The sequence below is a fragment of the Streptomyces sp. NPDC015532 genome (genome assembly GCF_043078065.1).
Lineage (GTDB): Bacteria > Actinomycetota > Actinomycetes > Streptomycetales > Streptomycetaceae > Streptomyces.
Window position 1 is genome coordinate 20,996 of the sequence record NZ_JBIBSY010000029.1, and the last position, 26,956, is coordinate 47,951.

Annotated in this window: 20 protein-coding genes; 14 read left to right on the plus strand and 6 right to left on the minus strand. The window is 73.1% G+C overall.

The annotated features are described in order from the left end of the window. The first annotated feature begins 15 nt into the window (after nucleotides 1-15). The gene (locus ACF07B_RS42225; protein WP_392182850.1) at nucleotides 16-1,215 is read left to right on the plus strand and encodes a damage-control phosphatase ARMT1 family protein; all 1,200 of its coding nucleotides are present in this window, start codon (nucleotides 16-18) and stop codon (nucleotides 1,213-1,215) included. A gap of 25 nt (nucleotides 1,216-1,240) precedes the next feature. On the opposite strand, the gene ACF07B_RS42230 is transcribed toward ACF07B_RS42225, so the two are convergent. Then, a complete protein-coding gene (locus ACF07B_RS42230) occupies nucleotides 1,241-2,512 on the minus strand; it encodes a cytochrome P450 (protein WP_392182851.1) in 1,272 nt (423 codons plus the stop codon). A 326-nt stretch (nucleotides 2,513-2,838) separates the two neighbouring features. Between ACF07B_RS42230 and cyc2 the strand changes: the two genes are divergently transcribed. The 5 genes from cyc2 (at nucleotide 2,839) to ACF07B_RS42255 (ending at nucleotide 9,028) form a co-directional block, all read left to right on the plus strand. Beyond that, nucleotides 2,839-5,016, plus strand: coding sequence for a germacradienol/geosmin synthase Cyc2 (gene cyc2 / locus ACF07B_RS42235; RefSeq protein ID WP_392182852.1), 2,178 nt, complete (start codon nucleotides 2,839-2,841; stop codon nucleotides 5,014-5,016). A 174-nt stretch (nucleotides 5,017-5,190) separates the two neighbouring features. Further along, on the plus strand, nucleotides 5,191-6,078 hold the full coding sequence (locus tag ACF07B_RS42240; protein ID WP_392182853.1) for a PDZ domain-containing protein: 888 nt from the start codon (nucleotides 5,191-5,193) through the stop codon (nucleotides 6,076-6,078). 99 nt (nucleotides 6,079-6,177) lie between these two features. Beyond that, complete coding sequence (locus tag ACF07B_RS42245) at nucleotides 6,178-6,798, plus strand: LysE family translocator (RefSeq protein ID WP_384238354.1); 621 nt, start codon at nucleotides 6,178-6,180, stop codon at nucleotides 6,796-6,798. Nucleotides 6,799-6,892: 94 nt separating this feature from the next. Then, a complete protein-coding gene (locus ACF07B_RS42250) occupies nucleotides 6,893-8,017 on the plus strand; it encodes an aminopeptidase P family protein (RefSeq protein WP_369482334.1) in 1,125 nt (374 codons plus the stop codon). 63 nt (nucleotides 8,018-8,080) lie between these two features. Further along, the gene (locus tag ACF07B_RS42255) at nucleotides 8,081-9,028 is read left to right on the plus strand and encodes an aminoglycoside phosphotransferase family protein (RefSeq protein WP_392182854.1); all 948 of its coding nucleotides are present in this window, start codon (nucleotides 8,081-8,083) and stop codon (nucleotides 9,026-9,028) included. 21 nt (nucleotides 9,029-9,049) lie between these two features. Here the strand turns inward: ACF07B_RS42255 and treZ are convergent, their stop codons facing one another. Beyond that, the gene (gene treZ, locus ACF07B_RS42260; RefSeq protein ID WP_392182855.1) at nucleotides 9,050-10,795 is read right to left on the minus strand and encodes a malto-oligosyltrehalose trehalohydrolase; all 1,746 of its coding nucleotides are present in this window, start codon (nucleotides 10,793-10,795) and stop codon (nucleotides 9,050-9,052) included. A gap of 193 nt (nucleotides 10,796-10,988) precedes the next feature. Here treZ and ACF07B_RS42265 point away from each other — a divergent pair, with 193 nt between their 5' ends. The 3 genes from ACF07B_RS42265 (at nucleotide 10,989) to ACF07B_RS42275 (ending at nucleotide 13,607) form a co-directional block, all read left to right on the plus strand. Beyond that, nucleotides 10,989-11,555, plus strand: coding sequence for an FHA domain-containing protein (locus ACF07B_RS42265; protein WP_392182856.1), 567 nt, complete (start codon nucleotides 10,989-10,991; stop codon nucleotides 11,553-11,555). A 220-nt stretch (nucleotides 11,556-11,775) separates the two neighbouring features. Further along, complete coding sequence (locus ACF07B_RS42270; RefSeq protein ID WP_369482331.1) at nucleotides 11,776-13,101, plus strand: M14 family zinc carboxypeptidase; 1,326 nt, start codon at nucleotides 11,776-11,778, stop codon at nucleotides 13,099-13,101. Then, entirely contained in the window at nucleotides 13,098-13,607 is a 510-nt protein-coding gene (locus tag ACF07B_RS42275; protein WP_392182857.1) for an SSI family serine proteinase inhibitor, read from the plus strand. The genes ACF07B_RS42270 and ACF07B_RS42275 overlap by 4 nt, the downstream gene beginning before the upstream one ends. A gap of 1 nt (nucleotide 13,608) precedes the next feature. On the opposite strand, the gene ACF07B_RS42280 is transcribed toward ACF07B_RS42275, so the two are convergent. Beyond that, nucleotides 13,609-14,859 carry a M14 family zinc carboxypeptidase gene (locus tag ACF07B_RS42280; RefSeq protein ID WP_392182858.1) on the minus strand — a complete coding sequence of 417 codons (1,251 nt, stop codon included), beginning with the start codon at nucleotides 14,857-14,859 and terminating at the stop codon, nucleotides 13,609-13,611. A gap of 513 nt (nucleotides 14,860-15,372) precedes the next feature. On the opposite strand from ACF07B_RS42280, the gene ACF07B_RS42285 reads away from it, so the two are divergent. Further along, nucleotides 15,373-16,692: a cytochrome P450 gene (locus ACF07B_RS42285; protein ID WP_392182859.1), complete on the plus strand. Its 1,320-nt coding sequence runs from the start codon at nucleotides 15,373-15,375 to the stop codon at nucleotides 16,690-16,692. Here the strand turns inward: ACF07B_RS42285 and treY are convergent. Together treY and glgX are read right to left on the minus strand one after the other, a co-directional pair. Further along, nucleotides 16,652-19,102, minus strand: coding sequence for a malto-oligosyltrehalose synthase (gene treY / locus ACF07B_RS42290; RefSeq protein ID WP_392182860.1), 2,451 nt, complete (start codon nucleotides 19,100-19,102; stop codon nucleotides 16,652-16,654). The two genes, ACF07B_RS42285 and treY, sit on opposite strands and share 41 nt — an antisense overlap. 127 nt (nucleotides 19,103-19,229) lie before the next feature. Beyond that, nucleotides 19,230-21,338 (minus strand): glycogen debranching protein GlgX, encoded by a 2,109-nt coding sequence (glgX, locus tag ACF07B_RS42295; protein WP_362405235.1) that lies wholly within the window; start codon nucleotides 21,336-21,338, stop codon nucleotides 19,230-19,232. 178 nt (nucleotides 21,339-21,516) lie between these two features. Between glgX and ACF07B_RS42300 the strand changes: the two genes are divergently transcribed. From ACF07B_RS42300 to ACF07B_RS42315, 4 genes are all read left to right on the plus strand, one after another. After that, a complete protein-coding gene (locus tag ACF07B_RS42300) occupies nucleotides 21,517-22,335 on the plus strand; it encodes a Tat pathway signal sequence domain protein (RefSeq protein ID WP_369482325.1) in 819 nt (272 codons plus the stop codon). Between the two features lie 56 nt (nucleotides 22,336-22,391). After that, nucleotides 22,392-23,708, plus strand: coding sequence for a copper amine oxidase (locus tag ACF07B_RS42305; RefSeq protein WP_392182861.1), 1,317 nt, complete (start codon nucleotides 22,392-22,394; stop codon nucleotides 23,706-23,708). A gap of 119 nt (nucleotides 23,709-23,827) precedes the next feature. After that, nucleotides 23,828-25,066: an SAV2148 family HEPN domain-containing protein gene (locus tag ACF07B_RS42310; protein WP_392182862.1), complete on the plus strand. Its 1,239-nt coding sequence runs from the start codon at nucleotides 23,828-23,830 to the stop codon at nucleotides 25,064-25,066. 106 nt (nucleotides 25,067-25,172) lie between these two features. Then, nucleotides 25,173-25,895, plus strand: a complete 723-nt coding sequence (locus ACF07B_RS42315; RefSeq protein ID WP_369482322.1) for a 3'-5' exonuclease — start codon at nucleotides 25,173-25,175, stop codon at nucleotides 25,893-25,895. 160 nt (nucleotides 25,896-26,055) lie between these two features. On the opposite strand, the gene ACF07B_RS42320 is transcribed toward ACF07B_RS42315, so the two are convergent. After that, complete coding sequence (locus ACF07B_RS42320) at nucleotides 26,056-26,919, minus strand: phosphotransferase enzyme family protein (RefSeq protein WP_392182863.1); 864 nt, start codon at nucleotides 26,917-26,919, stop codon at nucleotides 26,056-26,058. Nucleotides 26,920-26,956 lie beyond the last annotated feature (37 nt).

Consider the following 26,956-nt stretch of genomic DNA (forward strand, 5'->3'; position numbering starts at 1 on the left):
GGTACGGTGAGCCGCATGCGCGATCCCGACGCCCCCGCCCCCTCGGCCGCCGACCCCGACGACGCCCCGGTGGTCGTGAGCTCGGTGCGGGGCTCCTTCCCCTGGAGCGTGCTGGCGCAGCGGCATCCGGCGCTCATCCGGAAGGTGCGGGACGCCTTCCCGTACGGTCCCGAACAGCGCCACGCGCTCGACGCCCTGCTCAGGAACTGCGCCGAGGGGGTCGTCGAACCGCTCCTGGAGTCGGCGGCGGACCGCGGCCGGTGGGATGCCTGGGGCGGCCGGGAGCACTACGGCCGGTCCTGGTTCGACCTGCCGTTCCTGTGGTCCGAGAGCTACTTCTACCGCAAGCTCCTCGAAGCCGTCGGCTACTTCGTGCCCGGCCCGTGGCAGGGCATCGACCCCTTCCGCCCCTTCAAGCTCGCCGAGCTCGACACCCCGGAGGCCGACGAGGAACTGGCCGCGCTGGACGACCTCGCGCGGCGGCCGGCCGGGGAACAGGAGGAGGCGCTGCTGCACGGCTCGCTGTGGGGCAACCGCGCCGACCTCGGGTTCAGGCTGGACGGCCCCGGGGGCCGGACGGCGGCCGAGTCCCAGCTCGTGGCGAACGACGCCGACGTGCTGCGGTCCCTGTTCGACGGCGGCACCCTCTGCCTCGTCGCGGACAACGCGGGCCGGGAACTCATCCCCGACCTCCTCCTCGTCGACCACCTGCTGCGGCACGGCCGGATCGGGCGGGCCGACTTGTACGTGAAGCCGTACCCGTACTACGTGTCCGACGCCACGGCGGCGGACGTGCTGGACGCTCTGCGCCGGCTGGCCGCCGCGAAGGGAGCGGCCGGCGAGGCCGGGAACCGTCTCTGGGCGGCCCTGTCCGAGGGCCGGCTCACCGTCCGGACCCACCCCTTCGCCTGCGGCCCGCTGCCGTACGCCGATCTGCCCGACGACCTCCGACGGGAGTTCGCCGCGGCCGACGTGACCCTGCTGAAGGGTGATCTGAACTACCGCCGGCTCATCGGCGACCGGCTCTACCCCGCCACCACCCCGTTCGCCGCCGCCACCGCCTACTTCCCCGGCCCGGTGGCCGCGCTGCGGACGCTCAAGTCCGATGTCGTCGTCGGACTCACCCCCGCCGTCGAGGCGGCCCTCGACGCCGCCGAGGGCCAGCGCTGGCGCACCGGCGGAACCCACGCGCTGATCCAGGCGCGACACGGATGACCGCGCGCCCGGCTCCTGGAAACTGTCAAGTCACCTGAAGCGGCAGGGACTTGATGCCGTTGATGAAGTTGGAGACGAGTCGTCCGGGCGGCCCGGCGGGGCGCAGCGCGGGCACGGCCCGCACGGTCTCCTCGTACAGCACCCGCAGTTGGAGCCGGGCGAAGTGGGCGCCCAGGCAGACGTGCGGGCCGTCACCGAAGGAGACATGGGGGTTCGGGGCCCTGGACAGGTCGAGCCGGTGGGGGTCGGTGAAGGCCCGCTCGTCGTGGTTGGCCGAGGCGTGGAAGACGACCACCTTGTCACCCGCGCGCAGCCGCCGGCCGGCCAGTTCCGTGTCCACGGCGGCCGTCCGGCGGAACGTGAGCACGGGCGGGTGCACGCGCAGCAACTCCTCGACGGCCGTGTCGAGACGGTGGCGGCCCGAGCGCAGGCCGTCGTACGCCTCAGGGTGTTCCGCCAGTGCCAGAAGGCCCCCGGGGGCCGCGCCGCGCACGGTGTCGTTGCCCGCGACCGTGAGCAGGAAGAAGAACATCTCCATTTCTTCCGGGGCGAGTTCGGTGTCGGTGGCGAGCGTGGTCAGTACGTCGTCACCGGGACGGCGCCGCTTGAACGCGGCCAGCCGGCGCGCGTAGGCGAACATGTCGCCGAGCATCGCGGGGGAGCGCGGATCGACAGGCTTCCCCGTCGGGCCGAGGGCGACGGGGTCCGCCTCGTCGGGGTCCTGGTAGCCGATCACCCGCCGCGTCCAGTGCAGCAGCAGTCCCCGGTCGCTCTCCGGAACCCCCAGCAGGTCCGCGAGGTTGAGCAGCGCGTATTCGTCGGTGACGGCGCCGACGAGGTCGCTGGTGCCGTCGCCCGCGCGAGCTTCCCGCACCGCCCGCCCGATCAGCGTGCGGGCCCGTTCGCGTGCCGCCGACGCGAAGTGGTCCACGCGGCGCGGGGTGAAGGCGCGGCTCACCAGACGTCTCAAGGCGCCGTGCCGCGGCGGGTCCTGATTGAGCATCATGCGCCGGATGAACGGCAGGTCGGCCGGATCGGGATCGCGGATCTGGGTCGCGCCGAGGAACGAGGAGTACGTCACCGAGTCCTTGAGCACCCGGACCACGTCCGCGTGCCGGGTCACCGCCCAGAACCCGGGGCCCGCCGGCCAGCCCAGCACCTCGGGCTCGTCCTGCCAGGCCACGGGGTGGTGATCGCGCAGGACACGGTAGGCGGCGTGCGGCACTCCGTCGGCGTACCGGCGCGGGTCGAAGACGTCCGGCACGGGTGGCGCGTCCCGAGGCGGAGCCGCGCTCACGATGCCGGCCCCCCGGTGTGCCGTCCGGGGTCCGGCTCCATCCGAACGGACACCGGGCGGGCGGCGGACGGGCCGGGTCCCACCACGCCGGCGGCGTCGCCGCGCGCGGCACGGGGGAGTGCGAGGAAGACCATAGGGACACGGTGGCGGGCGGGGGCCGGGCCGGCAAGGGGGCCGCGTCGCGGCGGAGGCGAGACGGCGGGGCGGCGGGGTGTCCCGAGCTGACCGGGAGGCCGTCGTGTGCGGCTTTCGGCACGGTTCACGCGATGGTGTGATCATGGCCTGGCCTGCGGATGTGCGCGCGGGGCCCTGGGTAGGGCCCGGCCATGACGCAGCCGTTCCAACTCCCCCACTTCTACATGCCGTACACCGCCCGGCTGAACCCGCACCTGGACGAGGCGCGGGCGCACTCGGTCGCGTGGGCCCGCGACATGGGCATGCTCGAAGGGTCGGGCATCTGGGAGCAGTCCGACCTCGACGCCCACGACTACGGCCTGTTGTGCGCCTACACCCACCCCGACTGCGACGGACCGGCCCTCTCCCTCATCACGGACTGGTACGTGTGGGTGTTCTTCTTCGACGACCACTTCCTGGAGACCTTCAAGCGCACCCAGGACCGCGCCGGCGGCAAGGCCTACCTGGACAGGCTCCCGCTCTTCATGCCGCTCGACCTGTCCACCCCCGTCCCCGAGCCGGAGAATCCCGTCGAGGCGGGACTCGCCGACCTGTGGGCCCGCACGGTGCCCTCGATGTCCACCGACTGGCGCAGGCGGTTCGCCGTCTCCACGGAGCATCTGCTCAACGAGTCGATGTGGGAACTGTCCAACATCAACGAAGGGCGGATCTCCAACCCCGTCGAGTACATCGAGATGCGCCGCAAGGTGGGCGGCGCCCCCTGGTCGGCGGGCCTCGTCGAGTACGCGACCGCCGAAGTACCCGCCTGCGTGGCCGAGTCGAGGCCCTTGCGCGTCCTGATGGAGACGTTCTCCGACGGTGTCCACCTGCGCAACGACCTCTTCTCCTACCAGCGCGAGGTCGAGGAGGAGGGCGAACTCAGCAACGGAGTGCTCGTCCTGGAGACGTTCTTCGGCTGCACGACACAGGAGGCCGCCGAGACCGTCAACGACATCCTCACCTCACGCCTCCACCAGTTCGAGCACACCGCGCTCACCGAAGTACCGGCGCTGGCCGTGGAGAGGGGACTCACCGCGCCGGAGACCGGCGCCGTCGCGGCGTACGCCCAGGGTCTCCAGGACTGGCAGTCCGGCGGCCACGAATGGCACCTGCGCTCCAGCCGCTACATGAACGAGGGCGCCGTCGACGAGGCCAGGCCCTTCGCCATGAACGGGTTCGGGACGTCCGCCGCGGACGTCGGGGCGCTGCTCTCGGCGGCCGGGGCGGAGCGGCTGCGCGCGTACACCCACGTCCCGTTCCAGAAGGTCGGACCCTCCGTGCTGCCCGACTTCCACATGCCCTTCGAGGTCACCCTCAGCCCGCACCTCGCGGGTGCCCGGGACCGCCTCGTCACCTGGATGCACACCACCGGCATGCTCCAGGAGGGCGTCTGGGACGAGGACAAACTCATCGCCTACGACCTTCCGCTCTGCGCCGCGGGCATCCACCCCGACGCGACCCCCGAGAGCCTCGACCTCAGCTCCCAGTGGCTGGCCTGGGGCACCTACGGCGACGACTACTACCCGCTGCTCTTCGGCAACCGCCGCGACCTGGCCGCCGCGAAGCTGACCACCGCACGTCTGTCGGCCTGCATGCCCGTCGACGGCGAGGAGGCCCCCGTTCCGGTCAACGGCATGGAACGCGGCCTGATCGACCTGTGGCGGCGCACCACCGCGAAGATGACCCCGGACGCCCGGAGCACCCTGCGCGCGGCCGTCGACGTGATGACGGAGAGCTGGCTGTGGGAGCTGTCCAACCAGATGCAGAACCGCATCCCGGACCCGGTCGACTACCTGGAGATGCGCCGGGCCACCTTCGGCTCCGAGCTCACCATGGGCCTGTGCCGCCTCGGCCACGGTCCCGCCGTGCCGCCGGAGGTCTACCGCAGCGGACCCGTCCGCTCCCTGGAGAACGCGGCAATGGACTACGCGATGCTCCTGAACGACGTCTTCTCGTACCAGAAGGAGATCGAGTACGAGGGAGAGGTGCACAACGGCATCCTCGTCGTGCAGAACTTCTTCGGCTGCGACTATCCGACCGCGCTCGGCATCGTCCATGACCTGATGACCCAGCGCATGGAGCAGTTCCAGCACGTCGCCGCCCATGAACTGCCCATCCTGTACGAGGACTTCAAGCTCTCCGAAGAGGTGCGCGGGATCATGGAGGGCTATGTGGTGGAGCTGCAGAACTGGCTGGCCGGAATCCTGAAGTGGCACCAGGACTGCCGCCGTTACGGCGCGGCCGACCTGGCCCGGCGCGCCCACGGCTTCGTACCGGACCAGGTTCCCGTGCCGCCGCCGGCCCTTCGGGCGCAGCCCGTTCCGTTCTGACGGATCGGCAGGGGGCGGGAGCCGGCGCCGGAACGCCGCGGCCGCAGGGGCGACGTCGTGGTGCTCGTCGACGACGCATCACAGAACACGACCGCCGCACCGACGAGGAGCCCGGCGCCTTCTCGAACAGGGACGGTCCGTAGAACATCTGCCGGAGTCCGCCGGAGGCGATTCATGGAACACACCGCGTTGCGCCCCAAGCCGATGCCGGGCGGGGACCCGTCCGGCCCCCGTCCGTCCCGCGGCACCCGTCGGCCCGGAGCCCGGGTTCCGGACGCGTCGCGGCGCCGTGGCAGACGCCTGGCCACCCTGCTGACCGGGGTGTTCGCCGGGGTGGTTCTCGTTCTGTCCGGCGTGGGGCTCGGCGCGATGGGCGCGACCGTGATCGGGGTGAGCGGACTGGCGGACCTCCAGAAGCGGGCCGGTGCGTCCGGGCGCACAGGGCAGCCCTCCGCCGGCTCCGAGGCGCCGCGGGGCGCCGGGGCAGCCGGGGCAGCCGGGTCCGCCGTGCCACGGGGCGCCGAGGTCGCCGGGTCCGTCGGGTCCGCTGTGCCATGGGGCGCCGGGGCAGCCGGGTCCGCCGTGCCACGGGGCGCCGAGGTCGCCGGGTCCGTCGGGTCCGCCGTGCCATGGGGCGCCGGGGCAGCGGGGTCCGCCGTGCCGCGGGCCGCCGGGTCCGCCGTGCCGCGGGGCGCCGGGGCAGCCGGGTCCGTTGTGCCGCGGGCCGCCCCCGGCTCCATGGCGGGGTCCGGCGGTGGCCCGGTCCGGCCGGGGGAGTCCGAGCGGCAGTCCGTCCACGGGACCCTCGGCGTCGAGGCCGTCGACGCCCACGGCGGCGCGGGAGCGCTCATCGTGGGGGTGCGCCTCCCCGGTCCCGGCTACAGCGCGGGCCTGGTGCGCGGCGACACCCTGCTCGCCCTCGACGGGACCGGCATCACCTCGGCCGCCGACCTCGCGCGCGCGGTGGCGGACGCGCGGCCGGGCCGGGAGGTCACCCTGCGGGTGCGCCACGCGAACGGCAGCCGCGGGCGTCTGTCCGCGGTCCCCGGCACGGCGACCTGAGGCGCCCCGGTCCGGGCCCTCTCGCGAGTACGGGGCCATCGCGCCGGGCGCGGGAGAAAGGGGCTGGTCAACGGAGCCGGAGCCCGTCACGATGGCCGCATGCTGAGCACCCTCGTCGCCTTCCTCGGCGCCTGCACCCTCATCGCGGCCTCGCCCGGACCGAGCACCGTGCTGATCATCAAACGGTCCCTGGGCAGCAGGCGGTCCGGTTTCCTGACCGTGCTCGGCAACGAGACGGGCGTCTTCCTGTGGGGCGCCGTCGCCGCGTTCGGCCTCACCGCTCTGCTCGCCGCCTCCGAGATGGCGTACGGCGTCCTGCGGGTCGTCGGCGCCGTGGTGCTCGTCGGCTTCGGCGTCCAGACGCTGTGGCAGGCACGCCGGTCCAGGGGAGCGGCCGACGGCGGCTGGGAGGGCGCGGAGAAGAGCGCCTGGGCGTCCTACCGGGGCGGGCTGCTGCTCAACCTCGCCAACCCCAAGGCGGCCGTCTTCGCGATGTCCTTCCTGCCGCAGTTCGTGCCCGAGGGCGCCCCGCACCTGCCCGCCATGCTCGGGCTCGCCGCGCTCTGGGCGGTCTACGAGGTGGGGTACTACGGCGTCTACGTGTGGTTCGTCGGCCGGATGAAGACCGTACTGTCCCGGACGGGCGTGCGCCGGCGCCTGGAGCAGGTCTCCGGAGGCGTCCTGCTGCTCCTGGGAGCCCGCCTCGCCCTGGAGGGCTGAGCGGGCGCGTTCACGACCGGCTCGCGTACACCCCACCGGAGGGGCAGGATGCTGCCGTAGCCCCCTGGGGAACTCCGCACACACGGAGGCATGGATGACCGCCGCCACACCCGCGCCCTTCACCGCCGACGACTACGAGGCCCGTATGGGGCGTGCCGCCCGGGCCGCGGCCGACGCCGGACTCGACGGCGTCCTGGTCGCGCCGGGGCCCGACCTGGTGTGGCTGACGGGATACCGCCCGGTGGAGACGGAGCGGCTCACCCTGCTGGTGCTGCGGGCGGGACACGACCCCGCCCTCGTCGTGCCCACCCTGGAGGCGCCCGACGCGGCCAAGTCGGCCGGCGCCCCGGCGCTGACGCTGCACGCCTGGACCGACGGCGCGGACCCCTACGCGGCCGCCGCGCCCCTCCTGGACGGCGCGGGCCGCTTCGGCATCAGCGACAACGGCTGGGCCCTGCACCTGCTCGGCCTGCAGAAGCGGCTCCCCGACACCCGCTACGCGGCCCTGACCGAGGTCCTGCCGATGCTCAGGGCCGTGAAGGACGCGGCCGAGCTGGAGCGGCTCGCGGCCGCCGGCGCCGCCGCCGACGAGGCGTTCGAGGAGATCCGCAAGGTGCGCTTCGCGGACCGCAGGGAGTCGGAGGTGTCCAAGGACCTCGCCGATCTGCTGCGCCGGTTCGGACACTCCCAGGTGGACTTCACCATCGTCGCCTCGGGTCCCAACGGCGCCAACCCGCACCACGAGGCCGACGAGCGCGTGATCGAGGCCGGCGACATGGTGGTCCTGGACTTCGGCGGCCTCAAGGACGGCTACGGCTCCGACACCTCCCGCACGGTCCACGTCGGCGAACCGGACGACGAGGAGCGCAAGGTCCACGACATCGTGCGCGAGGCGCAGGAGGCCGGTTTCCGCGCCGTCCGTCCCGGGGCCGCCTGCCAGGACATCGACCGCGCCGCGCGCGCCGTCATCGAGGCCGCCGGCTACGGCGAGTACTTCATCCACCGCACCGGGCACGGCATCGGCGTCACCACCCACGAACCGCCGTACATGGTCGAGGGCGAGGAACAGCCCCTCGTTCCCGGCATGTGCTTCTCCGTGGAGCCGGGGATCTATCTGCCCGGCCGTTTCGGGGTCCGGATCGAGGACATCGTCACGGTGACCGAGGACGGCGGACGCCGGCTCAACAACACCCCCCGCGAGATGGTGATCGTCGACTGACATGTGCCCGCACACCACGCGGCGACCCCTACGCCCCCGCCCCCGGACGACAAGGGCGCGACCATGAACCCGACACCGACACCGGCACCCGTACCGACCCCCGATACCGTCCGCCGGCTGGTCCGAGCCCTGCTCTCCGACGACGCCGCACCCGGTCCGGGACCGGACGTACGGCCCGTCCGCGAGCAGGGCGGGCACACCTGGTGGGTGGGCCGACGCCATGTGCTGCGGCTCGCCCCCGACCGCGAGGCCTCCCTGCGGCAACGCCGTGAACTGCGGCTGCGCGATCTGGTCCGCCCGTTCGTCGGGGGCACCGTTCCCATGAGCGTGGCGCAGGGCGAATGGGCGAGCGGAGTGACCTACACCCTGGACACCAAGCTGCCCGGTGTCCCGGGCGAGGAGCAGGCCGTCTCGGCACTCGGCGAGGCCGACCTGGCCGACCTGCTGACCGGGCTGCGCGAGGTCCCCGTACGGCAGGCCGAGACGCTCGGGGTGCCAAGGACCCCGCAGCGCTCCCTGGAGGCCCTGCGGGCCGCCGCCGTACGGGCCGCCGAACGGCTCCCCGCGGAGGAGTTCGACCCGGCCCGCTTCGACCAGCTCGCCGCGCCCGCCGCCGTGCAGCTCGGCGCGCAGACCGGCGCCCCGGTCCTCGTGCACCACGGACTCCTCGGCGAACACCTCGTGGTCAGCCCCGACGGCCGGGTACGGGGCGTCCTCGACTGGACCGGCGCGGTGACCGGGGATCCCGCCGAGGACATCGCGGGGCTGGCCCTCGCGGTCGGCGCCCCCGCGGCCGTACGCGCCGCCACCCTCGCCGGTTACGCCGCCCGCCCCTGTCTGCGCGGCCTGTGGCTCGCCCGCTGCGACACCGTCGTCCGGCTCGCCGACCGCCTCCGCGCCGCCGACGCCGGACAACTGGCGCTCGGGCGGGCTCAGTTGGCGCGCGCCTGGGAGCCGATCCTGCTGGAGCGGGTCACGGACCTGCGGGACGCCCCGGACGAGGCGCCCTAGGGGCGCCCGCGGGAGACGGCCTCACGCCTGGGTCAGCACCACGCACGACTCGCCCGGCACGGTCAGCACCCCGTCCGTGCCCGGTGCCTCGACCGGGTCCCAGGCCGCGAGGACGCGCACACGGCGGATACCGAGAGGAATCGCCGCCGGGTCCTTGCCGAGGTTCACGGCGATCCGGACGTCCCCGCGCCGGACGGCGACCCAGCGGGCCGCCGGATCATGGGCGACCCTGACCGCCGCGAGGTCGGGGTCCGACAGGTCGGCCTGGCTCCGGCGCAGGGCGATCAGGTCGCGGTACCAGGCCAGCAGGCGGGCGTGCGGGGCCCTTTCGGGTTCCGACCAGTCGAGACACGAGCGGTCCCGGGTCGCCGGGTCCTGGGGATCCGGCACATCCTCCTCGGCCCAGCCGTGCGCCGCGAACTCCCTCCGCCTGCCCCGCCGTACGGCCTCGGCGAGCTCGGGGTCGGTGTGGTCGGTGAAGAACTGCCACGGTGTCGCGGCGCCCCACTCCTCGCCCATGAACAGCATCGGCGTGAACGGCCCGGTGAGCGTCAGCGCGGCGGCGCAGGCCAGCAGCCCGGGGGAGCAGGAGGCCGACAGCCGGTCCCCCTGGGCGCGGTTGCCGATCTGGTCGTGGGTCTGCGTGTAGCCGAGCAGCCGCTGCGCCGAGACCCGCGCACGGTCGAGCGGACGGCCGTGACGGCGCCCGCGGAAGCTGGAATAAGTGCCGTTGTGGAAGAAGCCCGACGTCAGCGTCTTGCACAGCGCGGTGAGCGGGGGGTGCGCGAAGTCCGCGTAGTAGCCCTGCGCCTCGCCGGTCAGCGTGGTGTGCAGCGCGTGATGGAAGTCGTCGTTCCACTGGGCGTGCAGCCCGAGACCGCCCTCCTCGCGGGAGGTGACGAGCCGCGGGTCGTTGAGATCCGATTCGGCGATCAGGAAGAGCGGCCGGCCCAGGTCGCCGGCGAGCGCGTCCACGGCCGCCGACAGCTCCTCCAGGAAGTGCACCGCCCGGGTGTCCCGCAGCGCGTGCACCGCGTCGAGGCGCAGCCCGTCCAGCCGGTAGTCGCGCAGCCAGGCCAGCGCGCTGCCCACGAGATACGCGCGCACCTCGTCCGAGCCGGGCGCGTCGAGGTTCACCGCGGAACCCCAGGGCGTCTGGTGGGTGTCCGTGAAGTAGGGCCCGAAGGCGGGCAGATGGTTGCCGGACGGGCCGAGATGGTTGTGCACGACGTCCAGGACGACTCCCAGACCGAGTCCGTGCGCCCGGTCGACGAACCGCTTCAGCGCCTCGGGACCGCCGTAGGGCTCGTGGACCGCCCACAGGGAGACCCCCTCGTACCCCCAGCCGTGCCGGCCGGGGAACGGGCACAGCGGCATCAACTCGACGTGTGTGACGCCCAGTTCCGCGAGGTGTCCGAGCCGGTCCGCCGCCGCGTCCAGGGTGCCCTCGGGGGTGTACGTCCCCACGTGCAGTTCGTAGAGGACCGCGCCCGGCAGCGGGCGCCCGGGCCAGTCGGCGCGCCACACGTACCCCGCCGGGTCGACCACGGCGCTCAGCCCGTCGGGGCCGTCCGGCTGACGGCGCGAGCGGGGATCGGGCAGGACCGGACCGTCGTCCACCGCGAACCCGTACCGGGTCCCCTCCGCCGCCTCGGCCTCGCCCGTCCACCACCCCGCACGCCCGGGATCACGCTCCAACGCGCTCGTGACACCGACGCAATGGAGCGTCATCCGGTCGGCCCGTGGTGCCCACACCTCGAATCGCATGGACGCTTCCCCCTTGTCGGCTCGCAAAGACTCGGCCCGTCCATGGTGCTCCACAGGAGATCAATTCGCTTTCCGATCCACCCTTTTGCCGCGTGTTCGCCGCCCTTTGGTCGCGCGAACGGCCGCACGTGGTTCGACCAGCCGTTTCCGCGTCTTCTGGACACCCTGTCGTTACTGGCCGACAATCACGAGCGTGACGTCGTCCTTCGAGTTCCACACGTACCCCGCGCGGCTGTCCGACGCGGAGCGCGACCGGGCGCTCAAGTCCCTCCGTGACGGCGTCGCCCTCGGCCGTCTCTCGCACGACACGTTCATCCGACGCATGGAGCTGGTCCTGTCCGCCCGCCGCTCCGAGGAACTCGCCGTGCTCACCGCCGACCTGCCCACGGGCGACGGGCCCGCCGCGCGGCGCTGGTCGAAGCGGGTGTTCGGCACCGTGGAGGCCGTGTCCGGCTTCACGGTCCGGCTGCGCCGGGCCTGGCAGGCCGAACGGCTGCCCAAGCTCCAGCTGCCCGACCCCAGGGACGCCTTCCCGCTGCGCATCGGCCGCGACCCGGCCAGCGGACTGCGTCTCAACCACGAGACCGTGTCCCGGGTGCACGCCGAACTGCGCCGCCAGGACGGCGTCTGGGTGCTGCGCGACCTCGGCTCGACCAACGGCACGACCGTCAACGGACGGCGCGTCATCGGCGCGTCCGTCGTGAAGGCCGGCGACCAGATCGGCTTCGGCCGCATGCTGTTCCGCCTCGCCTCGGCCTGAACCGGGGGCGCCGCGCGGGAGGGGAGAGGAGCCCCGGCGCGCCCGGAGAGGGGCTCGGACCGGGGTTCACCCCTCGGCCCCCGCAACATCCTCTCGCTCCCGTGGTGTTGACGTACCCCCGGGATTCGTGACTGACTGTGTGTACTTCGTGCACATCAGGTGAACGACGGCATCGTTCGAGTGGAGGTGTGCCCTGCCGCCACTGCGCCGTTACCCGACCGTGGACGAACTCGGCGTCCGGGCCGCCGCCCTCGTGGCACGCCGCCCCGACGACGCCCGGCTGCGCCGCGTCGGCACCTCCCGGGCCGGCACACCGATGCTGCTCCTGTCCGTCGGACACGGCAGCCGCCAGGTCCTCGTCGTCGCCGGACCGCACGCCAACGAACCCGTCGGCGGCGCGACCGTCCTGCGGCTGGCCGAACGGGCCCTCGCCGACCCCCGCCTCACCCAGGGCGCGGACGCCACCTGGAACCTGCTGCTCTGCCTCGACCCCGACGGCTCCCGCCGCAACGAGGCCTGGCTCCAGGGCCCTTACACGCTGGGCCACTACTTCCGGCACTTCTTCCGGCCCGGCTTCCTCGAACAGCCGGAATGGCTGCCCGAGGGCCCGGACGCCGCCGCCCTGCCCGAGACCCGCGTCCTGCTGGGCCTCCAGGACGAGCTGCGGCCGTTCCTCCAGTGCTCCCTGCACGGCGTCGACGTCGGCGGCGCCTTCGTCGAGCTGACCCGCGATCTGCCCGGCCTCTCCCAGCGTGTCGCGCACAGCGCGGCCCGCCTCGGCATCCCGCGCGAACTCGGCCCCTACGACACCCTGTACTGGCCGGCGCTCGGCCCCGCCGTCTACCGTGTCCCGCCGCCGCGCCGGGGAGACCTGGCCGCCGCCATCACGGAGGCCGCCGTCGACTCCACCTGGTTCCACCCGCAGCCGCACGGCACGGTCACCGCGATCGTCGAGGCGCCCATGTGGGGCGTCGGCGCCGTCGAGGACCGGGCACGGCCCGCCGATCCCGACGCGGTGCTGCGCTCGGTCAGCCGTACCCTGCGGCACGACACGGGGGTCCTGGAGGACATCCTGGCCCGGGTGCGGCCCGGCCTCGGCAGCTCGCCGGAGGCGACCCGTCTGCTCGCGCCCGTCGACGACTATTTACTGGTCGGACCCGGACTCGCCGACTCCTGGGACCCCGACGTGGGCGACGCCGGGGGGCGCGCCCTGCCCTCGCTCGACACCGCCCGGCTCACCGCCCTGCGCCTGGCCGGTCGCAGGGTCGCGCTGCGCACGGCCGGGCTGCTGCACCAGCTCGTCACCGCCTCCGGGCAGGACCCGTGCGGCGCGCTGCCCGAGCTCGACCGGCTGATCGACGCGTGGTGCGCCGACTACCGCGACGGCTGCGGAGCACGCTGGATTCCGGTCGCGCGCCAGGTCGAGTACCAGGCCCGGGTCGTGCTGGCGGCGTTCGACCTCGCCGGGCGCCACACCGGCACACGTTCCCGTTCGGGTGACTCCGGCTGGACCGCGCAGGCCACGGTGCCGATGCACGGGGAATGACGACAACCCTTCGAGCGATCCGCGCCGGCCTGCTCGTCCCGCTCGCGCTCCTCCTGGCGGGCGCGGCTCCCGCCGCCCACGCGACCCCCGGGTACGGGATGCCCGGCAACTGGCTCCGCCTCGCCGTCACCCACGGCGACGCCCGAACCGGTGCCACCCGAGCCGGTGCCATCCGAGCCCGGGATGCCCGCGGCGGTGATGCCCGAGCCCGGGATGCCCGAGCCCGTGATGCCCGCGCCGGTGACGCCCGCGGCGTCCTGCTGCTCTGCGACCCGCCCCGGGGCCACGCCCACGCCGCCCTGGCCTGCCGGCAACTCGTCGCCGCCGGGGGCGACATCGGCCGCATCCCGCGCCGCTCCGGTGCCATGTGCCCGATGCTCTACGCACCGGTGACGGCGTCGGCGTACGGCGTGTGGGACGGCCGCCGGGTCGACTACACGCACACGTTCTCCAACTCCTGCGTGATGGGGGCAGGGACGGGCGCGGTGTTCGACCTGGCGCGCTGAGTCAGACGGCGCCGTCGCGTGCGTGGCGGGCGGCCGCCATCACCGTACGGGCCTGGTGCTCGACCTGGTTCTCCAGCGGCACCCAGCGGGCCCGGAAGCGTTCGGCGAAGGCGTCGCTCCAGCCGGCGACCAGCTGTTCGAGGTGGGGTGCCTCGCGGTCGCCGGCCTCCTGGAGGACGCGCAGCAGCATCGACGCGGCCCGCAGCGGTATCCGCCGGCCGAACGCGTCCACGCTGCCCACGTACGCCATCGTCGTGTCCACGGGGGGTGGCAGCGACCAGTCCGCCGCCAGCCCCGGCACCAGGTCCAGCGCCCACTTCGCGGCCCGCAGCAACGGCCCGTCGGGACCCCGCAGCCGGGGCAGGGCCCGCCCGAGAACCTCCTCCACCTGGCCCGCGTCCGTCACCAGCCGCTGGGCCAGGCGCCGCAACGCCGCCGCGGGGGCGGGGTGCGGCGCCGGATCGTCCACCAGGTCGCTGGCCCACATCGGCACCTCCACGACGGCCGTCAGACCGCCGTACCGGTGGGCGTGGTACCAGGTGCTGTGCCGGGCGTCGTCCGGCATGCTCGGGTACGCCGTGTCCGAGCCGGGCGCCGGCATCACATGCACCCCGGGCCCGGAGGCGGGCCAGCCCGCGGCGTCCGAGGCGGCCGTCTCGACCGGGATGCGCAGCTCCGCGGCCGACTTGGCGAACGGCTCCGCGAGGCCCGGGATGTCCTTGGTCAACTGCACCCAGCTGCCGCCCAGATCGGTCCCGTGCAGCGTCACCTGGAGATAGGGCCGCACCTCGTCGATGACCCGGGTCAGCGCCCGCGTCTCCGGCGGCAGCCGGTCGGGCGGCAGGACGGAGGGCGACCACTCCGGCTGCTCGGGTCCGGCCGGACGGAAGAAGCCCAGGTGGTAGTCGAGGAGGGTCCGTGGCGCGGGTGTCACATGAAGACTCGCCCCGTCGGGGTCCGCGCACAGCAGAAAGTGCCAGGAGGTGTCCCTGCGTAACTCCCGCCGGTACAGCACACGTTCGGCCAGGGACAGCAGCGTCGAACCGCCCGTCGGTTCGTTGGCGTGGGCCCCGGCCACGACGAGCACCGCCCGCCGGGCATGACCGACGGACAGCAGGTGGAGGGGCCTGCCCGCGCGGGAGGCGCCCACTTGTCTGAGGACGCACAGGTCGGGCCGGCGGGCCGTCAGCGCCCAGGCGGACGACACGATTTCGGTCACACTGGGGTAGCGCAACTCCGGCAGATGACTCACCCCCGACTTGTCCGCCCTGCGTCGCTTTTGGCAGTACTCCACGGTCTCGGAGAACTGTCAAGGACGCGTCGGCGCGGCCCCGGGGGAGCCCAGGTGGCATTTTCCCCCGGCAACGGGCGGTGGAAGGTGCCCGGCCCTTCCGGCCGGAGCGGACGGCGTCCCGCAGGCCTGCGGCGTACCGGGCGGGAGCCCCGGAACGGGCGCTCGGGAGGAGGCCGCAGGCGTACGCGCGCGCCACGGGCGGGCGAGCCGGGGCGACGTACACGATTCACTCGTCCGGGTGTACGGGAACTGCGGTCCGGGGCGGGCGGTGGTCGACTCGGACACAACCGCGCGCGGGTCCGGCGCGCAGACCCGAGGTGGTGGCCCGCGGTGCTGTGTCCACATGGCCTTCCCGGCGAAGGCGCCCCGCCGGCGCCCCCCACGATCCCCCCGCGCCCGATCCCGCCCCCTCCGAACACCGACCCGCTCCCGCCGTCGGACGCCGAGCCGCTCCCGCCGGGGGCGGGTCCGGTGCCGGAGGACGCCACCACGGGTGGGCAGGCCCCGGCCCGTGCGGATGCGCGGGCGCTGTGGTCCGGCGCGGTCGCGCAGCCCCCGTCGGTCGTGGCCCCGGCGCCGGCCCGTGCGTCGGTGGTCCTCTTCACCCCGTCGGACCCGTCGGACCCGTCGGACCCGTCGGACCCGTCGGACCCGTCCTCTCGTTCGGCGGACGGGCCGTGCGGGTCGTACAGGCCGCCGCGCGGGCGCCCCGCCAGCCTGCTCGATCCGGGGACCGAGCGGGATCCCCACCCGCTCTACCGCACCCTGCGCGGAAACTTCCCCCTGGTCCACGACGAGCCCTTCGGCGCCTGGCTGATCAGCAGGTACGCCGATGTGCGCGCCGCGCTCGCGGACCCGCGGCTCGTCGCGCCGTCACCCGGCCCGGTACCGGCCCACGCGGAGCGCCGCACGCACGACGCGTACCGGGCCCTCGCTTCCGCGGCGCTGAGGAGCCAGGTGACGGACGCTCTGCGGGCGGGCGTCGAGCGCACGGCCCACGTCCTCGCGAGCCGCCTGGCGTCCCGTCAGGAGGCCGATCTGGTGGCCGAGTTCTGCCGGTGGCTGCCCGCCGCCGCGGCCGTCACCGCGCTCGGACTGCCGTACGAGGACACCGTGCGCGTACACGCCTGGTGCCGAACGGGACTCGACCATCTCGGCGGTCACCGCGCCGCACTCGACGCCTACCTGCGCCCCCACCTGGTCCGCCGCCGCGCCCACCCCGGTGACGACCTGCTGTCCGCGCTGTGCACGGCCGGCCCGGACGGACGGCCGCTGCCGGACGGGACCGTGACCGAGCTCGCCGGGACCGTGCTGGGCGCGGCCGGCGAGACGACCGCGCGCGCCCTCGCGTCGTTCCTCGCCAACCTCCTCGACCATCCGGGCCAACTCGACCTGATCCGCGCCCGCCCCGGGCTGGCGGGCGCCGCCTGGGACGAGTCGCTGCGCCGTGACCCGCCGATCCAGATCGTGCCCCGCCGGGCACGCGAGGCCATCGGCCCGATACCCGAGGGCGCCACCGTGGCGTGTCTGCTCGGCGCCGCGGGGCGCGATCCGGCCCGGTTCGCCGACCCGGACCGCTACGACATCTTCCGCGCCGACCCGGGCGACCTCGCGTACGGCTCGGGAGCGCGGCACTGCCTCGGCGCACCGCTGGCCCGGCTCACGGCGGAGGCCGGGCTGCGCGCCCTGCTGACCGTGCTGCCGGGCCTGCGCAGGGCCTCCGGGCCCCGGCCGCGCCCCGAGGGTCTGGTCAGCCGTTCCCCCCGGACCCTTCCGGTGTGTCCGCGCTGACGCGCTCCAGCAGCACGACGGGTGACCTTCCGAAGAGGTCCGCCACGCGCGCGTGCCCCGTGAACTCCCGCTCCGCGGAACCGGAGGGGAGCACGTCGGCCCACCGCCCATCGGGGAGGCCGAGGACGGTGTCCCGCCAGCCGCCGGCCTCGGCGAGTCCCAGCGACAGCCGGGTGACGGCTGTGATCACCTCTCCCGACCGCACGAACGCCACACAGTGTTCGGCGGCAGGCCCCTCGGCCCACAGCGGCGCGTACGTCGCCGCGTCGCCGAAGACGTCGGGCCGCCGGGCGCGCAGCCGCAGCGCGGTGGCCGTGAGCGCGGGCTTCTCCGCGGCCGGGTCGCGCGGCGTGAACGCCTCCCGGTTGTCCGGGTCCACCAGCGCCCGGTACTCGTCCTCGGTGCCCTGGTACACGTCCGGCACCCCGGGCATCGTCAGATGGACCAGGGCGGCCCCCAGGACGTTGGCCCGCACGTGCGGGTCCAGCGAGGCCCGCAAGGCGGCCACGTGCCGTCCTGGCGGCCCGCACGGCCCGTCGGTGACGAACGCCGTCACCGCGTCCTCGTACGCGGGGTCGCGTTCGGTCCAGGCGGTGCGCGTGCCGGCCTCCCTGATGTGCTTCAGCAGGGCGTCCCGGACGCGCTGCGTGTAGACCTCGGCCCCCTCCTCGGCAGTGGCCGGGCCGAGTCCGAACACCGTCTGCCACGCGGCCCACGCCACGTGCGGGTCGGGGGTTCCCGGCATCTCCTGGGCCACCTCCGCCAGGACCTCGGACCAGGCCTCCGGGCACTGGGTGAGGACCGACACGGCGGCGCGCACGTCCGCGCTGCGTTTCGTGTCGTGGGTCGACAGGACGGTTCCGGTGGCGGGCCAGTCGCGCTGCACGCGCGCGCAGTAGGCGTGGAAGTCGTCCGGGGACACCGCGGGCCGGCCCGGATCGCCGCCCACCTCGTTCGCCGACAGCAGCGGCACGTAGCGGTAGAACGCGGTGTCCTCGACCGACTTGGCCCGCAGTGCCGACGACGTCTGCGCGAACCGGGCCCGGAAGGCGGCCTCCGCGGGCCCGTCGCCGTCCCGGCCGAGCAGCAGGCCCCGTACGACATCCACGGCATGTGCCTCCTCGGGCACCCGGAACGCCGACCTGGCCTCGGCGGCGGCCCGCTCGGTGACCACCGCCGACGCGTCCGTGGACGGGTAGGGCCGGTACACCTCCAGCCGGACCAGGAGTTCCCGCAGCGCGGCGCCCAGGGCCCAGGGCGCGTGGTCGCGGGCGGCGGGGTCGGGGGAGGCGGCGCACAGCGCGCTCACCTCGCGGGTGAGGCGCTCGACCTCCGTGGCCAGTTCGTACGTGATCACCTTGTACGCCGCCCGGCGCACCGTGCTCTCCCAGTGGCCGCCCCGGTCGGCCTGCGGGCCCGCGAACCGCCGGTAGCGGCCGAGCATCCGGCTCGCGCCCGCCTCGTCCGTGAAGAGGCCGTCGACGTGCCGCAGCGCGTCGTAGCCGGTGGTGCCCGCCACGGGCCACGCGGGCGGGAGCGGCTCGCCGTCCGCGAGGATCTTCTCGACCACCGTCCAGCGGCCGCCGGTCGCCTCGTGCAGCCGGCACAGATAGGCGTCCGGGTCCGCCAGTCCGTCCGGGTGGTCGACGCGCAGTCCGTCGATCACGCCGTCGGCGAGGAGCTCAAGGATCTTCACGTGGGTCGCCGCGAACACCTCCGGGTCCTCGACGCGCACCCCGATGAGCTCCGAGATGCTGAAGAAGCGCCGGTAGTTGAGCTCGGTGCGGGCCAGCCGCCACCACGCGGGGCGGTACCACTGGGCGTCCAGGAGCCGGGGCATCGGCAGCTGCGCGGTGCCCTCGCGCAGCGGGAACACGTGGTCGTAGTAGCGCAGTATGTCGCCGTCGACCTTCAGCTGGCCGATCTCGGCGCCGAGGCGGTCCCCGAGCACCGGCAGCAGCAGCCGGCCGTCCTGGGCGTCCCAGTCGATGTCGAACCAGCGCGCGTACGGAGACCCGGGGCCCTCGCGCAGCACCTCCCACAGGGCGTGGTTGTGGCGCGGGGCCATCGCCATGTGGTTCGGCACGATGTCCACGACGAGTCCGAGGCCGTGTTCCCGCGCGGTGCGTGCCAGGGAACGCAGCCCCTCCTCACCGCCCAGCTCGGACCGTACGCGCGTGTGGTCCACCACGTCGTAGCCGTGTGTCGAGCCGGGGACGGCCTCCAGGACAGGGGACAGGTGCAGGTGGGAGACGCCGAGCGAGGCCAGATAGGGCACGGCCGCCTCGGCGCGTCGGAACGGGAACTCCGGCTGGAGCTGGAGCCGGTAGGTGGCGGTCGGCACGACGGGGACGACCGGGCCGGGGACGACCGAGTCCGCGATCGCCGGTTCGGGGCGCTCAGGTGTCATGCGCAGTTACGTACCCCTCCGGCCGCCTTTCTGTCAGCGCGGGCCGAGGAAGGGCACGCACGGCCCCGCCCCGCGCGCGTGGGCCCACGGCACTGACCCACACGCGCGGGGCGGGGAAGAGGCCCTCCTAGGCGGGCCTCTGGAGCACCGTCATGCTCCGGTCGACCAGGGTCAGCCGGTCACTGGCCGCGACCTTCGCGCCCGTACCCGGGGCCACTCCCTCCGGGAGGGACGTGTCCACGACGACCTGCCACTGGCGGCCGTGGTCGACCGGTACGACGAATTCCAGGGGCTTGGGGGAGGCGTTGAACATCAGCAGGAAGGAGTCGTCGGCGATGCGCTCCCCTCGGGCGCCCGGCTCGGAGATCGCGTTGCCGTTGAGGAACACGGACAGCGCCCGGGCCTGGGCGGAACCCCAGTCCCGCTGGGTCATCTCCTGGCCCTCCGGGGTGAACCACGCGATGTCGGAGAGCTCGTCGTGGGTCCCCTGGACGGGCCGCCCGTGGAAGAAGCGCCGCCGCCGGAAGACGGGATGGTCCCGGCGCAGCCACACCATCGCGCGCGTGAAGTCGAGGAGCTCGCAGTCCTCCTCGGGCCACGGCACCCAGGCCAGCTCGCTGTCCTGGCAGTACGCGTTGTTGTTGCCGCCCTGGGAGCGCGCGAACTCGTCGCCGTGGCTGAGCATCGGCACGCCCTGGGAGAGCATCAGGGTCGCGATGAAGTTGCGCCGCTGCCGGCCCCGCAGCGCCAGCACGTCCGGGTCGTCCGTCTCGCCCTCGGCCCCGCAGTTCCAGGAGCGGTTGTGGCTCTCGCCGTCCCGGTTGTCCTCGCCGTTGGCCTGGTTCTGCTTGTTGTTGTACGACACGAGGTCGTTCAGGGTGAAGCCGTCGTGGCAGGTCACGAAGTTGATGGAGGCGAGCGGACGGCGTCCGTCGTCCTGGTACAGGTCGGACGAGCCGGTCAGCCGGGACGCGAACTCGGCCAGCGTGCGCGGCTCCCCGCGCCACATGTCCCGCACGGTGTCGCGGTACTTGCCGTTCCACTCCGTCCACAGAGGCGGGAAGTTGCCCACCTGATAGCCGCCCTCGCCGACGTCCCAGGGCTCGGCGATCAGCTTCACCTGGGAGACCACCGGGTCCTGCTGGACGAGGTCGAAGAACGAGGACAGCCGGTCCACCTCGTGGAACTGGCGCGCCAGGGTGGCCGCGAGGTCGAAGCGGAAGCCGTCCACGTGCATCTCGGTGACCCAGTAGCGCAGCGAGTCCATGATGAGCTGGAGCACGTGCGGGGAGCGCATCAGGAGCGAGTTGCCGGTGCCCGTGGTGTCCATGTAGTAGCGGGGGTCGTCCGCCAGACGGTAGTACGAGGCGTTGTCGAGGCCCCTGAAGGAGAGCGTCGGTCCCAGGTGGTTGCCCTCGGCCGTGTGGTTGTAGACGACGTCGAGAATCACCTCGATACCGGCCTCGTGCAGTGCCCGGACGGCCGACTTGAACTCCAGGACCTGCTGTCCCCGGTCGCCCCAGGAGGCGTAGGCGTTGTGCGGGGCGAAGAAGCCGATCGTGTTGTAGCCCCAGTAGTTGTTGAGGCCCATGTCGACCAGCCGGTGGTCGTTCACGAACTGGTGTACGGGCATCAGCTCCAGTGCCGTGACGCCCAGCTTCGTCAGGTGGTCGATGATCGCCGGGTGGGCCAGCGCCGCGTACGTGCCGCGCAGCTCGTCCGGGAGCTCCGGATGCAGCATCGTGAGGCCCTTCACATGGGCCTCGTAGATCACCGTGTGGTGGTACTCCGTTCGGGGGCGCCGGTCGTCGCCCCAGTCGAAGTACGGGTTGACCACGACCGACGACATGGTGTGCGGCGCCGAGTCGAGGTCGTTGCGCTTGTCGGGTGACCCGAACGGATAGCCGTACACCTCCTCGCCCCAGCTCACGGAGCCCGCGACCGCACGCGCGTACGGGTCGAGCAGGAGCTTGGCGGAGTTGGCGCGCTGCCCGCGCTCGGGCGCGTACCGCCCGTGCACCCGGAAGCCGTACCGCTGTCCGGGCATGATGCCGGGCAGGTACGCGTGGCGCACGAACGCGTCGGTCTCCCGCAGTTCCACGGCCGTCTCCGAGCCGTCGTCGTGCAGAAGGCACAGCTCAATACGGTCGGCGGCCTCCGAGAAGACCGCGAAATTGGTGCCGGCGCCGTCGTACGTGGCACCGAGTGGATACGCCTCACCAGGCCAGACCTGCATGGATTTGACTCTTCCAGTAGTGCCGTGCCCCTGGGGGCGAGTCCTAGCCGAGTCTCCCCGAAAGTGATGGAACCTCACATGACTTACATCCCTCTTACCCCGCGACCAGGCATATCTCGTATGCCGAACCAGTGGGACTCAAGCGACTCCTGGGGACGTAGGGGGAGTAGGGGGAAATGTGCGCAAGATAGTGCACCGCCATCTGGGCAAGGTGGTGGCGGGTGCGGCCATCGCGGTGGCCGGGACGGCCGTGATGATCGGAGTCACCCTTCCGGGGTCGGCGGGGGCCGACGAATCGGGCGGGACGAGCGGGAGCGGCGCAAGCGGCGGGACCGCGCAGCAGGCGGGGCAGGACGCGGCGGGCGGATCCGTTCGTCCCGGCGTCGTCGAGCGGGCGCCCGCCGAGGGCCGAAAGGGCAAGGGCCGTGACCCGCTGACCGACGACGAGATGCGGCGCGCCGAGCGGATCGCGGTGAACCGGGCGCTCTTCGACTCCAGCGAGAACGTCGAGGGCGCGCGCGGACCACAGCGCATCGGAGTCGACCTCGCCGAACCCGACACGGCCGATCTGGACAACCCGGACGCGCCGCGCCGCGCCGACATCACGTTCTACGACTACAAGGACGACACGCTCGTCACCAAGACCGTCGACCTCGACACCGGGAAGGTCGACCGGACGGGCGTCCAGCACGGCGTGCAGCCGCCGATCAGCCGTGACGAGATGACCGAGGCCGCCCAGCTGCTGATCGCCGATCCGCTCGGCGCCGGCCTGAAGGCCGACTTCAAGGACGCGACCGGCAAGGAACTCACCTCGCCCGGCCAGCTGATGCTCAACAGCATGGTCTACCGCGCGACCTCCGGCGCTCCCGCCGCCCTCGGCGCCTGTGGCGAGCACCGGTGCGTGCGGCTCTTCCCGAAGGTCAAGAACGGGCCCTGGATCGACAGCCGTGACCTGGTGATCGACCTGAGCGCCCGCAAGGTCGGCAAGCTCGGCTGAGCGCCGCCCGTCTTTCCTTCCCACCTTCACAGCTTTCCGCAAGGAGTCATTTCTTCATGCGCGTCAACAGAAACAGCCGTGCCCGCAGCCGGGCCGCCGTGGGCGTCTCGGCGCTCGCCCTGGCCGCCGGCGCGACGACGGCCGCGGGACCGGCCGTCGCCCAGCCCAGGTCCGCTCCCGCCCCGGCCGCCGACTGCAGCGCCGCCTACCGGATCGAGCAGAAGCTCGCCACCGGCACCACCTGGCGGATGTGCTGGCACTACGAGAGCGAAGCCGGGCTCGTCCTGGAGAACATCTCCTACCAGCCCCCCGGCGAGGCCCAGCCGATCAAGGTCCTGAGCACCGCCAAGCTCGCCCAGATCGACGTCCCCTACGACGACGGCTCGGTCGAGTACAGCGACCTGACCGGCGCGGGCTTCGGCCAGGGACTGGTCGACATGGTCCCCGCCGAGTGTCCCGGCGGCACCATCAAGACCGTCAAGGTCCCCGACGCCTGGGACCCGCAGCACGCGAACGTCAAGGGCCTGTGCACCACGACCCGTTCACGCGGCCACGCCTACCGGATGGAGGCCGAGACCGGGAACAAGGTCTTCCAGAAGCAGGGCAAGGACCTGCTCGTCTACACCGTCAACAAGGTCGGCTGGTACGAGTACATCACCGAGTGGCGCTTCCAGGACGACGGCACCCTCAACATGAACGTCGGCGCCACCGGCAGCCTCTCGCCCTTCGACTACGACGCGGGCGACGGCCGCGGCTGGCCGCTGGGCAAGGGCGCCAAGGACTACGCCACGAGCCACAGCCACAACGTCTTCTGGCGGCTCAACTTCGGCCTGGACGGCTCGTCCAAGGCCAAGGTCGAGCAGTACGACTCCGTGGTCAGCCCGCCCGCGCAGGGCCAGGAGGCCCCCAGCAACAAGACCACGGTCACCAAGGTCGGCAAGGAACTCGCCGGCGACGCCAAGAACATGCGCTGGTGGCGGATCGTCAGCAACTCCGGCAAGAACAAGGACAATCACGCACGCTCGTACGAGTTCGTCCCGGGCGCGACCACCAAGTACCTCGGCCGTGCCTTCACCAAGCACGACATCTACTTCACCGAGTACAACAAGTGCGAGCAGTTCGCGAGCGACAACCTGCGCAACTGCGGTGCGGGGCACGGCAAATCCGTCGACAAGTGGATCGACGGGCAGACGCTCACCCACCCCGTGGCCTGGGTCAACGTGGGGTTCCACCACGTCGCCCGGGACGAGGACCAGCAGCCGATGCCGGTCCACTGGCAGGGATTCTCCATCGCCCCGCGTGACGTGACGGCTATGAATCCGCTCACTCCTCCGGAGCTCGCGAACCAGAACGGGCATGTCGAACCAAGGTAGTTGGGAAACGACATGTGCATCGGGCTGCACCGCTCGCCGCTCCCGGAGTACCCTTCCTTGATCGTTGATTGGGGCCTGGCCCCTGGGGAGTGCTCGGGGGAGCGGAAGGCGGTGCGTGGGTGGGCTCGGGAGGGCTGGAGCTGCCTCCTGGTGACGAGGGTCACGAGGGGAACTCCACAGATGTCCCACCCGGCGCGGTGTCCCTGGCACGGCCGATGGAAATGGGATCCATTGGACCGGAACTGGACTGGGGCGCCGACGCCTGGCGCGAGGTGCGTACGCGCGCCCAGCGGGCCGGGCGTGCCTACATCTGGCTGAACCTGGTCGAACAGCGGCTGCGCGCGGTCGTGGCCGCTGTTCTCCGTCCCATCTACGAACCCGTCCACGGCGACGACTGGGTGGTAGCCGCCGCCGGCCCGGCCGGCCAGGAATGGGTGCAGCGCGCCGTCGCCGTACGCGAAGTCAGCCGCCGCAAGGGGTACTTGCTCGACCCGGCGGACGACAACGTGCTGAGCTTTTTGACGCTGCCCCAGCTGCGCGAGCTGATGGTGCAGCACTGGCCGTGCTTCGAGCCGTACTTCGACGAACGCAGGGACGTCGAACTCGCCCTGGACGAGCTGGAAGTGACCCGGAACGTCGTCTCGCGCAACCGGGCGCTGTCCGAGGCCGTCCTGAACCAGGCCGAGCGGGCGGCGGCGAAGCTCCTGGAGATCCTGGGCGCCGGGAGCGATGTGCCCTCCGCGCGCCGACTGCCCGTGGACGCCGTCGAGGAACTCGTGGGCGACCGCTACGCGGACGTCGTCGGGGTGCACTCCGACCGTGTGCGGCTGCTGCGCCAGTTCCCCGCCGAGGACCTCTTCGGCGGAGCCCGCCGGCTCGACGCGATCGGCATCGGCCTGAACCTGCTGGTGCAGAACTTCTCCGGGCGCCGGCTGGTCCGCCTCGCCGAGTCCGGCTGCCGCACCCGGCTGCTGTTCCTGAACCCCGCGTCCAGCGCGGTCAAGCGTCGCGAGCGCGAACTCGGCATCCGGCGCGGCGAGCTCAGCCGGTCGGTCGAGATGAACATCCTGCACATGCGCCGGGTGCGGTCCCGGCTGCGCGACCCGGACGCCTTCGAGATCCAGGTGTACGACGAGACGCCCCGCTTCACCGCGTACCTCGTCGACGGGGACGGCTCGGACGGCATCGCGGTCGTGCAGTCCTATCTGCGCCGTACGCGGGGCATGGAGGCGCCGGTCCTGGTGCTGCGCGGCGGAAGCCGGCTGCTCAAACCGGACGAGATCGGCGAGGAGGGGCTCTTCCCCACCTATCGCGAGGAGTTCGAGGTGGCCTGGGCCGATTCGCGGCCTGTGTCCTGAAAGGCCGTTTCTTCCGGCCCGGTGGAACGCGGTCCCCGGATTGTCAGTGGCCCATGGGATCGTGGAGACCACTGGGGGAAAGCACCACGAAGAAGGGGGGCCACCCATGGGCTGGCACCGGGAGCTGCTGATCGGCTTCGACCTGGAGACGACCGGTACCGATCCGCGCGAGTCGCGGATCGTCACGGGAGCCGTGATAGAGGTCAAGGGCGGAGAGCCGCTGGGCCGCCGTGAATGGCTGGCCGATCCGGGCGTGGAGATCCCGGTCGACGCGGTCGCCGTGCACGGGATCACCAACGAGCGCGCGACCGCCGAGGGCCGCCCCGCGGACGAGGTCGCCGACGCCATCGCCGGAGTCCTCGTGACCTACTGGCGCACCGGCGTCCCGGTCGTGGCGTACAACGCCGCCTTCGACCTCACACTGCTCTCCGCCGAGCTGCGGAGGTACGGACTGCCGTCGCTGGGCGAGCGGCTCGGCGGCATGGACCCGGCTCCGGTCATCGACCCGTACACGATCGACCGCTCCGTGGACCGCTACCGCCGGGGCAAGCGCAACCTGGAGGCGGTCTGCACCGAGTACGGGGTGGTCCTGGACTCCGCGCACGACGCCTCGGCCGACGCCCTCGCCGCCGCCCGGCTCGCCTGCGCGATAGCCGGCCGCCACCCCAAGGTCGCGGCCCTCGGTCCCGTCGAGCTGCACCGCCGACAGATCGAGTGGTACGCGGAGTGGGCGGCGGACTTCCAGTCCTTCCTGCGCCGCAAGGGCGAGACGGACGCGGTGGTGGACGGGACCTGGCCGCTGCGGGACCTGGCGGACGAACACGTCTGACCCGGTCCGGGGCGGACGAACACCTCTCACCCGGCCCGGGGGCGGGGTTAGCGCCCGTCAGGCGACCTCGGGCGTCAGGGGACCTCAGGCGGGCGGGCGACCTCAGGCGGGCCGGCCGCCTCGGGCAGGCGGGCGGCCTCGGGCGGTGACCGGCGTGAGGTCAGAACGGGTACCAGCGCACCGTCTCGTCGCCGTCCCGCAGTGACGCCACCCGGCGTTCGAACTCGGCCAGCGCCTTGGGGTTCGTCGGCGCGTGCTGGGCGACCCAGGCGCAGCTCGCGGTCTCGCGGGCACCCCGAAGCACCGAGCAGCCCTCCCACGCCCGGACGTCCCAGCCGTACGTCCCCGTGAAGGAGTCGTAGGCCTCGGCCGGAAGCCCGTAGCGGTCGCGGGACAGGGCCATGACCACCAGGTCGTGCTCCCGCAGGTCCGCGGCGAAGGTCTCCAGGTCGACCAGGACCGGACCCTCCGGGCCGACATGGACGTTGCGGGGCAGCGCGTCGCCGTGGATCGGGCCCGGCGGGAGGTGCGGGGTGAGCGCGGCGGCCGCCGCGGCGAAGCCGTCGCGCCGCTCCCGCAGATACGCCGCGTCCGCGGGGGCGATCGCGTCGCCCGCCAGACGCAGCCAGCGCTCCACACCGCCGAGGAGTTCGCGGGGCGGCAGCGCGAACGAGGGGGAGGGCAGCGCGTGCACCACCCGCAGCAGCCCGGCCAGATCGCGCGGTTCGGCGGGGCGGACGGCGTCGGGCAGCCGGTGCCACACCGTCACGGGGTGTCCGTCGATCAGCAGCGCTTCCGGCTCGGCGGCCCGCACCGCGGGGACGCCGGACTCGGCGAGCCAGGCGGCGACGGCCAGTTCCCGGCGTGCCCGGTCGTGGAGCTCGGCGTCGCGCCCCACCTTGACGACCAGGTCACCGGCGCCGAACACCGCGTTCTCGCCGAGAGCGAGGAGCGAAGCGTCCCGTACCGGTCCCGGCAGCACCTTCGCCGCGGCCAGTACGTCCCGCGCCCGTGCCTCGTCCATCGCTCGCCTCCGTGTGCTCGCATGCCGCCCGCGCGGC

Excerpts from the sequence above, each read along its gene's own strand:
- ACF07B_RS42225 (WP_392182850.1), top strand. The coding sequence starts at position 16 with ATGCGCGATCCCGACGCCCCCGCCCCCTCGGCCGCCGACCCCGACGAC.
- cyc2 (WP_392182852.1), top strand. The coding sequence starts at position 2,839 with ATGACGCAGCCGTTCCAACTCCCCCACTTCTACATGCCGTACACCGCC.
- ACF07B_RS42240 (WP_392182853.1), top strand. The coding sequence starts at position 5,191 with ATGGAACACACCGCGTTGCGCCCCAAGCCGATGCCGGGCGGGGACCCG.
- ACF07B_RS42245 (WP_384238354.1), top strand. The coding sequence starts at position 6,178 with ATGCTGAGCACCCTCGTCGCCTTCCTCGGCGCCTGCACCCTCATCGCG.
- ACF07B_RS42250 (WP_369482334.1), top strand. The coding sequence starts at position 6,893 with ATGACCGCCGCCACACCCGCGCCCTTCACCGCCGACGACTACGAGGCC.
- ACF07B_RS42255 (WP_392182854.1), top strand. The coding sequence starts at position 8,081 with ATGAACCCGACACCGACACCGGCACCCGTACCGACCCCCGATACCGTC.
- treZ (WP_392182855.1), bottom strand. The coding sequence starts at position 10,795 with ATGCGATTCGAGGTGTGGGCACCACGGGCCGACCGGATGACGCTCCAT.
- ACF07B_RS42275 (WP_392182857.1), top strand. The coding sequence starts at position 13,098 with ATGACGACAACCCTTCGAGCGATCCGCGCCGGCCTGCTCGTCCCGCTC.
- treY (WP_392182860.1), bottom strand. The coding sequence starts at position 19,102 with ATGACACCTGAGCGCCCCGAACCGGCGATCGCGGACTCGGTCGTCCCC.
- glgX (WP_362405235.1), bottom strand. The coding sequence starts at position 21,338 with ATGCAGGTCTGGCCTGGTGAGGCGTATCCACTCGGTGCCACGTACGAC.
- ACF07B_RS42305 (WP_392182861.1), top strand. The coding sequence starts at position 22,392 with ATGCGCGTCAACAGAAACAGCCGTGCCCGCAGCCGGGCCGCCGTGGGC.
- ACF07B_RS42315 (WP_369482322.1), top strand. The coding sequence starts at position 25,173 with ATGGGCTGGCACCGGGAGCTGCTGATCGGCTTCGACCTGGAGACGACC.
- ACF07B_RS42320 (WP_392182863.1), bottom strand. The coding sequence starts at position 26,919 with ATGGACGAGGCACGGGCGCGGGACGTACTGGCCGCGGCGAAGGTGCTG.